Raw genomic sequence first — 12,400 nt, 5'->3', positions numbered from 1 at the left:
AAATAGAAGATGTCTAATAACTGGAAAGTCGCGACTAAGGATGTATTCTCGCGCTCAAAAGTGGTACCAGTAATGGTGATTAACCACATTGATGAAGCGGTACCTTTAGCAAAAGCCTTGGTTGCCGGTGGTATTAGTGTATTAGAAATTACGCTGCGTACTGAGTGTGCCATCGAAGCGATTGCGAAAATCGCTAAAGAGGTACCAGAAGCACTTGTTGGTGCCGGCACGGTAATGAACCGTGCGCAATTACAACAAGTGATTGATGCAGGTGCGCAGTTCGCCATTAGTCCGGGCGCGAGTGTTGACTTGCTGAAAGCTGGCCAAGACGCCGAAATCGCACTGATCCCAGGGGTCGCGACCATTTCTGAAGTAATGACTGCGGTCGAGTTGGGTTACACTCATCTTAAGTTCTTCCCAGCAGAAGTCAACGGCGGTGTGAAAGCCCTTAAAGCATGGGCGGGTCCTCTACAAGGTGTGACTTTCTGCCCAACCGGTGGTATTAGCTTAAGCAACTACAAAGACTACTTAGCACTACCTAGTGTGGCATGTGTGGGTGGCAGTTGGATTGCCCCTACCGATGCCGTAGCGGCCGGTGATTGGGACAAAATTACCCAGCTGTGCCAAGAAGCACTGGCGTAATTGATTTAAGTCGTTAAAATTCAAGCCCTAGCAATGATGCTGGGGCTTTTTTGTTATTAATCCTTTTGGCTACGTTAGGTTTAGACCAACATGCAAACTAATCAATTCCGCTTAGACAGATTTATTGCCAAACAATGCCAAATTAAAAAGGCAGCGGTAAGGCTAATGGTGGCGCAAAAGCGGATCACGGTTAATGACTTACCCCCCCAAGGCGTAGACCAAATTATCTGTCAGTTTGATAAAGTGTGCCTGGATGGAAAATGTTTTGCATATACCAAAGCTAAATATTTTTTGCTGCATAAACCTGTTGGTGTAGTCAGTGCCACTAAGGATGACGCCCATAAAACGGTATTAGATTTATTAAGCACTGATGACGCCAGTGATCTGCATATTGTCGGCCGCTTAGATTTAAACACCTCCGGCTTGGTGCTACTGACCAACGATGGCCGCTTTTCAAAGGCGTTAATGCACCCAGATGCTAAGGTCGATAAAGTTTACTTAGTGACACTGGCGAATGAGTTAACCGATGAATATGCCTCAGCTTTTGCCAAAGGCATGGAATTTAGCTATGAGGGCATTACTACAATGCCAGCGCAACTTGAAATAGTGTCACAAAAACGAGCCTTAGTGACTCTGCAAGAGGGTAAGTATCACCAAATTAAGCGTATGTTTGGCCGTTTTCGCAATCCAGTCTTGGCTTTACATCGGCAAAGTGTTGGTTCATTTACTTTAACCGATGTTGCGGTGGGGCAATACCGAGCATTAACTCAAGCCGAAGTGGAGCAAGTACTTAGCAAAACCCAATAAAAAATTACCCAGCAGAACCGTGGCAATTCGCTGTAATAAATGTAAAACCTTACTGTACCGATATCATAAGGGTGGTAAGGGCGCTTTAGTGAAATGTTTTGTCGAGCGCATAAGCGAAGATCATACCGAGCAAGAGGGTGTTTGCCCAAGTTGTGAAACCCAGTTTGCAAGGCGTACCTTAGTACGAGGTACGCCTGCGTTTAAAATTATCGGTAATAAAGCGGTAATGGGTAAATAATTTTACGTCGAATGTCTAAGCGTTATTTACATACCGCTCTAACCTTGGGTTCATCACGTAAAACCACAAAGGTGGGATTAAAGCAAACACCACCAAAGTCGCATAACCGAAAGGCAATTGTGGTGCTTGTGGGTGATCCTTTAACTCGTAAAAAGGTTTATTGGCATGGACATGGTGATCACTGTGTCTAGGTAATTGGAATAATACGTAATTGGTTAGCCAGTTGCTGCAATTCCAGCAATGGTGATACTGCACTGCCTCATAGGATTTTTGATTGCGCTTGTTACGCCTTAAACCATAGTGTTCAATATAATTTACTACCTCTAACATAAATATCGCAAACACGGATTGCACAATAAAGTAAGCTAAACCAAGCCAACCGGCATACACAAAGCTCAGCAACAAACAAAGACCAAACAAACCCTGCCATAGGTAATATTCTTGCCCACCAAATTGCAGTTTGTTTTTGAACTTGGCTTGCAGTTTAAAGGCTTTCAATTGATTAAGTACCATGGCCTTTATAAAAAACGGCAACAGCATGTCGCCTTTGGCAGCAGAGGAAGGATCGTTATCAGTCGCTAAGTCTTTATGGTGACCAAACACATGCTCAATTTTGAAACCACCATAGCCGCAAAGGGACAGCATGACCCCTGCGGTGGTTTGGCACCAGCTCTGACGCCTATGCAGCAGCTCATGGGCGGCATTAATGCCAAAACTGCCATTTACTACCCCAATACTGATGGTCAACAATAGCGCTGGCATATAAAGTTGTTGTTGATAAAGGGCGTAGACTTGTATTAATCCCCATCCGATAAGTATTACCAGTAATGGCAGTACTAGAGCAGGCAATAACAGTAATAACGGGTGTTTACTGAGGTATTCATTATTGATTTTCAAACCTTTGGTCAGTTCATCAATAATTGGCAAGACAATAAATAAAACAATTAAGCCTTGGCCTGTAGCAAGGTAAATATTATCAAAAGAGTAATAAGCCCAAATTGGACTTATTACTAATAGTAACGGCAAGATTGCCATAAATCCGTAAAATAACCATTTTACTGCTTTCATGGCACACTCCTTTCGTTTGTTCGGGTTACACTTAGATCTTGTTCAGTTTATCCAAGGTTTTGGTTTCAAAATCTGTCGCATCATGACGTTCAGGCAACTGCTCAGCAGGTTCACCCCAACTTTTATTGACCATTTTACCGCGCTGCACAGCAGGGCGGTTGCGAATCAACTGCGCCCAACGGTTCACATGCTGGTAGCTGGCGGTATCTAAGAATTCAGCGGCTTCATACACTTCGTTGGCAACCAAAGCGCCGTACCAAGGCCAAATGGCCATGTCAGCAATAGTATACTCATTACCACAAATGTAGGTATTTTCAGCCAGTTGTTTATCCAATAAGTCTAGCTGACGTTTGACCTCCATGGTGTAGCGCTCGATAGGGTATTCAAACTTTTCAGGCGCATAAGCGTAAAAGTGACCGAAACCACCACCTAGTAGCGGCCCTGTTCCCACTTGCCAGAATAACCAAGATAGGCAGTTAGCTTTATCGGTAGGGTGGGTTGGAATAAATTTATTAAACTTTTCTGCCAAGTACAGCAAAATCGCACCAGACTCGAACACGCGGGTAATAGGTGTGGTAGAAACATCCACCATGGCAGGAATTTTAGAGTTAGGGTTAATATCTACAAAACCTGAAGAGAACTGCTGACCTTCCATAATATTAATAATAAAGGCATCGTACTCGGCTTCACTGATACCCAGGGCGAGTAACTCTTCTAATAAAATGGTGACCTTAACGCCATTAGGCGTAGCCAGAGAATAAAGCTGAATGGGGTGCTTACCTTGGGGTAAGGCTTTTTCATGGGTGGCACCAGCAATAGGGCGGTTAATATTAGCAAACTTACCGCCATTTCCTTGCTTCCAAGTCCAAACCTTCTCTGGTTGATAATCGCTCATTTAATGCTTCCTTATGGTGATTTGTTTAACTATATCGACCTAATAGAACAACTTAAGTCAGATTAGAGACAAAGTAAATAATAGGGTGGAGCAATGGCTAGATTTTTAACGATAGGGGCAGCAAACGTTAGCGGCGGCTGAACAACAACTTAGCTTCTGGATAAGTTTGGCTATACTAGGGGCAAATCAACAAACATTCGGATCTTATCCTAGCGCCAACAAAAAATTTAAATTCGAATTAAGCAATAGTTGTGTATTTAGCAAACAGAAGTGGATTGCTTAACTCGAACTCATTAAAGCAATAGCCAATCAAAACAGCAAAGACAGTCATTAGCCTTAAGCAAAACTTGAGCTTTGGCGCTCGCTAACTTGTGACGATTTTAAACTTTAAACTGCGACATATTTTCAGCTAATTTATTGGCATTTGATTTTAAAGCGTTACTGGTACTTGTGATTTCAATGAATGCGCTACTTGATTCATCCGCCAGTTCAAACAATGCATGCACATTAGAGTTTAATTGTTGGGTAACCGTGGTTTGTTGCTTAGCACCAATGGCTACCTGAGCGTTCATATCATTTATGGACTCGATCGAATGACTCATATTTTGCACTGCTTGTTTGGCTTTGTTTGCTTCGAGCATGGTTTGCTTTGACGTTTGCTCGCTTGCTTGCATCGCCAAATAGGCTTGGTTTGAACTATTTTGCAGCTTACTGATCAGTAGGTTTATTTCTTCTGTACTTGCGCGAGTCTTGCTGGCTAATGTTCTTACTTCATCTGCAACCACAGAAAAGCCTTTGCCATACTCACCTGCACGGGCCGCTTCAATGGCGGCATTTAATGCTAACAGGTTAGTTTGTTCTGCAACACCTTGAATGACCTCTAACACCTTCTCAATCGCATCGGTTTCGTGTTTAAAGTCCTGGGCAGCTTGAGCGGTAGCGGTAATTTTATTGGAAAGTTCAACCAGCTTTGCTATCGCTAAATCGATACTTTGTAGGGTTTCATTGCCGGATAAACTGGCGTTAACAGTTTCCTTGGCTGCCAACTGAGCTGAAGCGGCAATCTCCTCAGCACTAGCGAGTAATTCATTAATCGCAGTGGCCAACAGTTCAGATTTTTGCTTTTGGTTGGCAATTCTATTTTGATTAGTTAGCGCATTCTCATCGAGATCTTGACTGGCGCTTTTAATTTGAGCAGCCTGTATGTTTACATCAATAACTAATTGCTTAATTTTGTTTGAAAAGTCATTAAATGCGGTAGAACATTTACCAATCTCATCGCGGTTAATAACGGGAAGTTGCTTAGTCAGATCGCCATTACCCCTTGCGATATCTTGTAACTTAGTGTGCATTTTATCAAGTGGTGACAACGCTTGATGCACAGCCCAAGTGGCCAAACAGCTTAACAATATCGTGAGTAAGCCTGTTAACCAGCTATTACTGACAATGATTTCGGTTACGGTGTTGTCAACTAAGTTATGTTGTTGAGCGATAATCGCATCGATATCATCTATGAAAAAACTTGCACCAATAAACCACTGGGTATTTGGGATAGGTTTGACATAGGTTAATTTGGGAAACTTGGCTTCCCCAAAGCCGGGCTTTCTGCCTGAATATTGTAAAAATCCGCCGCCAGCTTTTGCTTGTTCAATTTGATTGTTGATGTTGGTGTTAATACTGCCGTCTGCATTTTTTAACAAATACTTGTTGGTCACTTTTTGATTTTTACCATTGGCTATGCCGTAGCCGTCAAGGCTATTAATAAAAAAATAACCCTCATCTGAAAATTTTAGTTGATTGATCTTACTGATCATGGCTTGTTGTTTATTATTGTCTTGGGCTTGGATTGGAGAAAGAGATGATAAGGCTGTGATGACAATGGATTGTAATTCATGCTTTTTTTGATTCAAAGAGTTGGCTTTGATTTGTTCAAGTTGCTGTTGTTTAAGGTGGGTTAACTCTGAGTGAGTTTGCAAAAATAAGCTGATAGCCATTATTAGCATAGTGAAAATACAAATTAGTAGTAACTTAACTTTTAACTGTAAATCTTTGATACCCATAACAATGCCTATTATTATTGTATTATTAGTGACTTAAGCTACAAAAGTGACATCCAATCTACAATAAAATATATTGTAAATTATTGTAAATATTTGCTTTGTTGTGTCTTTTGCTGTGGGGTCATGGTTTAGACCAACATGCATGGTAATGATAAGGGTTTCTAATATTTATTGCTGAAAACAGAAATCCAAACGTCCTCAAGAAGAGGGTGCTTTAGACTTATTTATACGCGCCAGCGTCGTAATGTAACTGGTAGCGGTGGCTGTAAATCTCTATGATGTGACCGAATGGGTATTCCATGTAAAACATCGGATAAGGTTTTTCACCTAGGAAGTCGTCAGGTGGTGATTGCATTCGTTGCTAAAGCCCAACTGAATGTTAACGAGTTTGAGCAGGCCACCAATAAAAACCATGATACTTATCGTAAACATAAACCTCTAACGAAAAGGTATTCAGGCTTTTTGAAACGGTCAACTGGTTAAAGCATTTGAAATAGAACGTTTTTTGCCGAATAATCGTTAACTCATTGAAGGTTAATTAGGGGCAACGGACCCTATTTAAGGTATTGTAAAGGGAATTTCATGATTACACGTAGGCAATTTACACTGGGGTTAACTGCGCTCGCATTCACTGGTTTAACGGGCTGTAGCTTCGCCGGTAGCAGTGTTCGCATCAACAAACTCAGCCGAGGCTATGGCGATTTAGTGGTCGATCCTAATGGCCTATTAGATTTACCTAGCGGCTTTAGCTATAAAGTGATCTCACAATTTGGCCAGTTGATGTCTGATGGCTTACATGTGCCTGATAACGCAGATGGCATGGGCTGTATTCAATTAGATGCCGATCGCGTGGCCCTTATTCGCAACCACGAACTCAGCCCCAAACACTTAAAAAAACAGCCATCATCCATTCAAAAGCTAACTGACGATAAAGCCTACGACACTAACGCTGAGGGGAAAGCGCTACCTGGCGGAACTACTACATTGGTGTACAACATCAAAACCGGCCAATTAGAAAAGGAATATTTAAGCCTGATCGGTACGATTCGTAATTGTGCTGGCGGGGTAACCCCTTGGGGAACTTGGTTAACCTGTGAAGAAACCAATACCCGCGCGGGGGAAGGGTTAAGTAAAGACCATGGCTATATATTTGAAGTCCCCGCCAATTCAGATGGCCTGGTGGCTGCTAAACCACTCACAGCCATGGGGCGTTTTCAACATGAAGCTGCTGCGGTGGATCCCCGTACAGGTATTGTTTACCTAACAGAGGATTGGAGCGACAGTTTATTTTACCGCTTTATTCCCAACGAATATGGCAAATTGCACAAGGGCGGTCGTTTGCAAGCTCTAGTGGTGTTAAACCAACCACAATTTGATACCAGAAATTGGGATTCAGAGGCAATGCCACTATCGCAATGGTTTGCAACCACTTGGATTGATATTGAAAATCCTGAAAGCCCAGAAGATGACTTACGCAAACAAGGCTACAGCAAAGGTGCAGCCTTATTCGCCCGTGGTGAAGGCATTCATTGGGGCGATAACGAACTGTATTTTTGTTGTACTAATGGTGGTGGCATTAAGCATGGCCAAATTATGCGTTATCAGCCATCCGAGTATGAGGGCAGTAGCGAAGAAGAACAAAGCCCAGGCCGAATCCAATTATTTGTCGAATCCTTAGATAAAGCGGATTTTAACTTTGGCGACAATATCACAGTGACACCCCAAGGCCACTTATTGGTGTGTGAAGACCAGTACACAGACAGCGTCAATAATTACCTAAGGGGCGTCGCGCCAGATGGCAGTTTGTACCCATTTGCTCGTTTAACGGCACAAACCGAACCCGCTGGAGCCTGTTTCTCTCCGGATGGCAGCACTTTATTTGTGAATGTTTATAAGGGTTCAAAGACGCTTGCCATTACTGGGCCATGGGGAAGTGTTACTAAGGGCTAGGTTATGGGTTGCGGAATACGAGAGCGAGCTACCCCCTTCGAGTGGGTAGTGATTAGCTATAAGGGCAGCGAAAATAGCACTCTCAAACCCACCAATACGTGTTCATTTATACAGGTATAACTGTTTTGGGGATTAAAGGGTGACAAACAGAGCCAAAATTGGCTTTTTGAAGGCTCGATAATCTTCCAAAATTTAACTAAGTTATTGATTAAATGAAAAGTAGCCCTGGGATGTAGGGAAACCCTACATCCACGGTCTCGTTTTTGCCGAGCGGGATTTTCAGTTTTTCTAATCTTTTCCGAAAATTTGTACTTTATTTCAACAGTTTAAAATGACATATTATTTGTAAGTTAAATTTTGTGCGGAAGTTTATCGAGCTTCCGCTTAATAAGCTGTTAGGTTACTAAATGAGCTTCTCGCAACTGATTACACTCGTATTTGCATTAATTATTGTTGAGCAATTACACGCAACAGAAAGCAATACTGTATTCGGTAGCGTCGAGTGCTCTCAATATAATAAAAATAAAAATGAACCCAATTTGCAATATGGTTATAAAAATTGGTGGGCTGGCTACTTAACAGGATCTGGTGTTATTTTTAAACAAGGTAAGTCACCTGACAAAATGCCAGAAGGTCAAAATTTTATTTTGAGTATCGGTTCATATTGTAACACTAACCCAAGCAGCAATTTAAAAAATGCTATAGATAAGTACATAGCAGAACAAGTCAAAGCTGGGCATGCAACGTTACCTAACAATCAATTGCAGCCGACGCCAAACAACGGCTCGGCTGATTAGGGCGTTAGCCACACAATCATATTAAGGAGGTTTTATGCGACTCAAGGAAATAAAGATAAAAAACTTTAGAGGCTATAAAGAGGAGACCTCCGTATCATTTGAGGATGGATTAACGGGTATCACCGGAAGAAATGACGCAGGAAAATCCACGATTCTTGAGGCACTCGAGATTTTCTTTAATAACAAGTCTGTGAAAATAGATAGTGATGATAAAAATGTAGAGTCTGATGATTCTGAAATAAAAATATCATGTATTTTTGATGAATTATCTGAAGAAGTTGTTGTTGATGAGAATTATCCTACAAGCTTTAAAAATGAATACCTACTAAATAGCAATGGTGATATCGAAATATCGAAGGTATACAAGGTACAAAAAACAGTCTCAGCACCTTCCATTTTAATTCGCTGCATGCACCCTTCTCTCGAAAGCGCTAATGATCTACACAGCTTAAAACTAGCGGAATTAAAGGCGCGAGGTAAAGAGTTAGGTGTCGATGGAGAGGTAGAGGATAAGCGAGTTTCAAGTTTATGGCGCTCTGCTATCTGGAATAAATTTGATAACTTACAACTGACGGACTTCTATTTGGATGTCAGTGCGCTGGAAAAAGAATCAAAGAATATATATAAGAAAATTGAGGCAGAAATGCCTACTTTTGCCTTGTTCAAGGCTGATAGAGAGAGTAACGATTCTGATCCTGAGGCAAAAAACCCAATTCAGGTTGCGGTAGATCAAGCAAAAAAATCACTTCAGAAAGAAATAGATGAGCTGCAAGAAAAAATCGAACAGTCTGTTTTGGAAGTCGCAGAGCGTACGAAAGAAAAATTACGGGAAATGGATCCGGCGCTGGCTTCGGAATTACACCCAAGGTTCAAGGATAAGCCAAAGTGGACTTTCAATTTCACGTTAGATGGTGAGGGAGGAGTTCCGATAAATAAGCGTGGTAGCGGTGTTAGAAGGCTTATTTTGCTTAACTTTTTTAGAGCTGAAGCGGAAAAGGTTCGGGTGGAAAAAAGCTCTCCTAAGGTTATATACGCTATTGAAGAGCCTGAAACATCACAACACCCAAGCTATCAAATCATGCTTATTGAGGCGCTAATCGCCTTGTCATGCAGACCTGACTGCCAAATATTATTAACAACGCATGTCCCAGCGTTGGCTGGACTTCTGCCTATAGAGTCTATTCGCTTTATCGAGAAAGACGAAAATAACACTCCTAATATAACCAGCGGGTCAGATGAAGTCCTTGAAAAGGTAGCAATCAGTCTAGGGGTACTTCCTGAAAGTGAAATTGCATCATCACGGGGTGTTCTCCTAGTAGAAGGTCATAGCGACGTGACATTTGTTAACCATTCCGCTGAGCAATTAAAGATTAATGGTGATATTGAAAACACCCTGTCTGAACTGGGGATAGCTTGCATTCCTATAGGTGGCTGTGGAAATCTAAAGCATTGGGTGTCCAAGAAGCTTATTGATCAACTGGGTTTGGAGTGGGGAATATTGATGGATTCTGATCTAGGGGATCCAATTCAAAATCCAAGAAATATGGAGAAGATTTCTGAACTGAAGGCGCAAGGAAAAATTGCGCTCCTTACCAGGAAAAGAGAGCCTGAGAACTATCTAGATCCTGCCCTTTTTCAAGCTTCTCATGGTGTCAACATTGAGTACACAGATACCTGTGATGCGAAAAAGAAAATCGCAACAGCATTAACCGTTAGAAAAGATGATGTATTGGAAAGATTCTGGCCAAGGATGACAGCTGCACAAATTAAAGAAAGATCAAAATATTGTGGTGACGACGGTGTAGACAGATATGAGATCGAAGAAATTATTCAAACTGTTTCACAGCTGGCAAATGGCTAATCGGGTAGCCGAGGGTATCTAACCCTCAGCCCCCACACCACCCTGCATGCGGCTCCGCACAGGGCGGTTCATTTAGGACACCTAACTAGACTTTCTGGTTAGGATAATGAACTGCGATCCATCCTGCTCTTAGTGAGTATAAGCCTGCTTTCTTAAGATAGTCATTACTCAACGCTTGCTGTATTCCAGGGGTTTTAGAGCTGCGCCATGGGCCTTTGCTTGTAATACCACAGGCAACGGCTGCTTGGATCCTGACGCCACGCTTAAGTAAATTCTGTACCTTAGTCCGCGGTTTCCTCCACTGACGCCAGTAGCACATACGCACTCGGCGACGGATCCAATGGTCTAGGTCTACACATCCTTGATAAGCATTGGCGATGCCAAAGTAGTTGATCCAGCCTTGCATATATTGCCGCAGTTTATGCAGTTGATACCCCATGCTAACGCCCCAATTTCGGTTGGTCAGCCGTCTTACCTTCTGCTTAAATGTATGCAGCGTATTTGCATGCCATTGGATCTTTCCTCGCTTAAAGGTAAACCCTAGGAACTTGCTTTGAGCTACCTTAACCACTTGGCTTTTCTGTTCATTAACGACCAGTTTTAGCCTAGTGGCAAGATAATGAGTGATACTCTTAAGTACCCGTTCACCTGCTCGTTTAGATTTTACCAAGATGATAAAGTCGTCTGCGTAGCGGGCGAATTGGTGCCCTCGGCTTTCTAGCTCTTTATCCAGATTATCTAACATAATATTTGATAATAATGGTGAGAGTGGACCGCCTTGAGGTACCCCCTCAAGGCTTGCCTCAAATTGGTCATTGATCATCACACCTGCACGTAAGTATTTACCGATAAGTGCCAAAAGGCGCTTATCCTGTACCTTATTCTTTAGTTGGGTCATCAAGAGATCATGATTAACTCGGTCAAAGAACTTAGACAGATCAACGTCGACAGCAATTTTGTGTTTCTGTTTGATGATGTTACTAACTTGCAGTACCGCTTGTTTGGCATTCCTATTCGGCCTAAAACCAAAGCTATTAGCCGAGAAGAATGGGTCAAATAGTGGGGTGAGGATTTGCGCAATCGCTTGCTGTATGACACGGTCAATAACATTTGGGATCCCCAGTTTGCGTTTACCGCCATCGGGTTTATCAATCTCCACGCGCCTGACCGATGAAGGTTGGTATTGCCCTAACTCAAGTTGAGTTTTACATCGCTGCCAGCCTTCTTGTTGCATCCAGAGCGGGAAGGCTTCGATGGTCATACCATCGATGCCCGCCGCGCCTTTATTGGCTTTAACTTGACGCCATGCGCGATGTAGATTCTCTGGTTCGAGCAGCTGTTGGAATAGATCACTGTTGAAGGTTGGTTGCCTATCTGTACGCTGCTGATAGTAGTCGTCTGGCGACGTAGTGGGTATCGACAAGTATGACAAGACTCCTCCTTCCTCTAAATGTTCGGGCCTTCACCATGTCCTATCCATTACGATGGGCGTTGGGCTACTATGCCGTCTGCTGACTTCTGCTTAATCACAAGATGGGTTACCCCATCATGCGCTATCGGTTTTCATCTGGTTCGCTCTTTTCAGTCGATGACACTGAAAAGCCAAGGCACTTGTATACCAGAGCCTTACTGGTTAGTTACCGATCGCCTGTTAAGCAGATCTCCCCAGATAAGAACATGAACTTTCTTTGCACTGCTGCATCATTTACGGTGGCCATTAGATCACGTGGTTTCGTTGTCTTGTGCCAACTCACCTCTAGCCTACGCCTCATATGATGTTCTTGTTCATCAGCTCGCAAATTTGCTAGGGGCTTCCTCCAGACCTATCCTCACGGATAAGCCCTTGCCATTCGCTAGTAGTTAGCATTTAATAACAGTATGTTAATTAATGGTGATCTTCCCACAGAGGACTTTCACCTCATTAGTTCATGCCCATGCTGGGCGTACACAAGTTGCTGCACGCGGATAAATTACTCGCTGCGCTCCTAATTTACCGGTGAGCAAAGCGTTAGAGCAACCCATGAGAAAATACTTCGTCTTTGCTATCAGTATTATTATCTTAGGGTGTACAACCATTCCTGA

At 42.6% G+C, this 12,400-nt stretch carries 10 protein-coding genes and 1 pseudogene; 6 read left to right on the top strand and 5 right to left on the bottom strand.

Going from position 1 to position 12,400, the window contains the following annotated elements; translation table 11 throughout:
• Nucleotides 1-9: 9 nt before the first annotated feature.
• The 3 genes from GFB48_RS02250 (at nt 10) to GFB48_RS02240 (ending at nt 1,687) form a co-directional block, all read left to right on the top strand.
• Nucleotides 10-642: a bifunctional 4-hydroxy-2-oxoglutarate aldolase/2-dehydro-3-deoxy-phosphogluconate aldolase gene (locus GFB48_RS02250; RefSeq protein ID WP_163930725.1), complete on the top strand. Its 633-nt coding sequence runs from the start codon at nt 10-12 to the stop codon at nt 640-642.
• A 90-nt stretch (nt 643-732) separates the two neighbouring features.
• Complete coding sequence (locus GFB48_RS02245) at nt 733-1,449, top strand: pseudouridine synthase (RefSeq protein ID WP_163930723.1); 717 nt, start codon at nt 733-735, stop codon at nt 1,447-1,449.
• A gap of 19 nt (nt 1,450-1,468) precedes the next feature.
• Complete coding sequence (locus GFB48_RS02240) at nt 1,469-1,687, top strand: hypothetical protein (protein WP_163930721.1); 219 nt, start codon at nt 1,469-1,471, stop codon at nt 1,685-1,687.
• Between the two features lie 15 nt (nt 1,688-1,702).
• Here GFB48_RS02240 and GFB48_RS02235 read toward each other — a convergent pair whose 3' ends face one another.
• The 4 genes and pseudogenes from GFB48_RS02235 to GFB48_RS17660 all read right to left on the bottom strand — a co-directional run.
• A complete protein-coding gene (locus GFB48_RS02235) occupies nt 1,703-2,755 on the bottom strand; it encodes an alkane 1-monooxygenase (protein WP_163930719.1) in 1,053 nt (350 codons plus the stop codon).
• Between the two features lie 31 nt (nt 2,756-2,786).
• The gene (gene yghU, locus GFB48_RS02230) at nt 2,787-3,650 is read right to left on the bottom strand and encodes a glutathione-dependent disulfide-bond oxidoreductase (protein WP_163930717.1); all 864 of its coding nucleotides are present in this window, start codon (nt 3,648-3,650) and stop codon (nt 2,787-2,789) included.
• 380 nt (nt 3,651-4,030) lie between these two features.
• Entirely contained in the window at nt 4,031-5,710 is a 1,680-nt protein-coding gene (locus GFB48_RS02225; RefSeq protein WP_163930716.1) for a methyl-accepting chemotaxis protein, read from the bottom strand.
• Between the two features lie 220 nt (nt 5,711-5,930).
• A pseudogene (locus GFB48_RS17660) lies at nt 5,931-6,071 on the bottom strand (glyoxalase); the annotation flags it as partial.
• A 221-nt stretch (nt 6,072-6,292) separates the two neighbouring features.
• On the opposite strand from GFB48_RS17660, the gene GFB48_RS02215 reads away from it, so the two are divergent.
• The 3 genes from GFB48_RS02215 (at nt 6,293) to GFB48_RS02205 (ending at nt 10,318) form a co-directional block, all read left to right on the top strand.
• Nucleotides 6,293-7,660, top strand: coding sequence for an alkaline phosphatase PhoX (locus GFB48_RS02215; protein WP_163930712.1), 1,368 nt, complete (start codon nt 6,293-6,295; stop codon nt 7,658-7,660).
• 407 nt (nt 7,661-8,067) lie between these two features.
• Nucleotides 8,068-8,457 (top strand): hypothetical protein, encoded by a 390-nt coding sequence (locus GFB48_RS02210; RefSeq protein ID WP_163930710.1) that lies wholly within the window; start codon nt 8,068-8,070, stop codon nt 8,455-8,457.
• A 34-nt stretch (nt 8,458-8,491) separates the two neighbouring features.
• Complete coding sequence (locus GFB48_RS02205) at nt 8,492-10,318, top strand: AAA family ATPase (RefSeq protein WP_163930708.1); 1,827 nt, start codon at nt 8,492-8,494, stop codon at nt 10,316-10,318.
• Between the two features lie 85 nt (nt 10,319-10,403).
• On the opposite strand, the gene ltrA is transcribed toward GFB48_RS02205, so the two are convergent.
• Nucleotides 10,404-11,750, bottom strand: coding sequence for a group II intron reverse transcriptase/maturase (gene ltrA, locus GFB48_RS02200; RefSeq protein WP_163930706.1), 1,347 nt, complete (start codon nt 11,748-11,750; stop codon nt 10,404-10,406).
• Nucleotides 11,751-12,400 lie beyond the last annotated feature (650 nt).

This window comes from Paraferrimonas sp. SM1919 (assembly GCF_010993985.1).
Classification (GTDB): Bacteria; Pseudomonadota; Gammaproteobacteria; order Enterobacterales; family Shewanellaceae; genus SM1919.
Note: the sequence above shows the minus strand (reverse complement) of the source record. Positions and strands in the feature narration are given on the sequence as shown.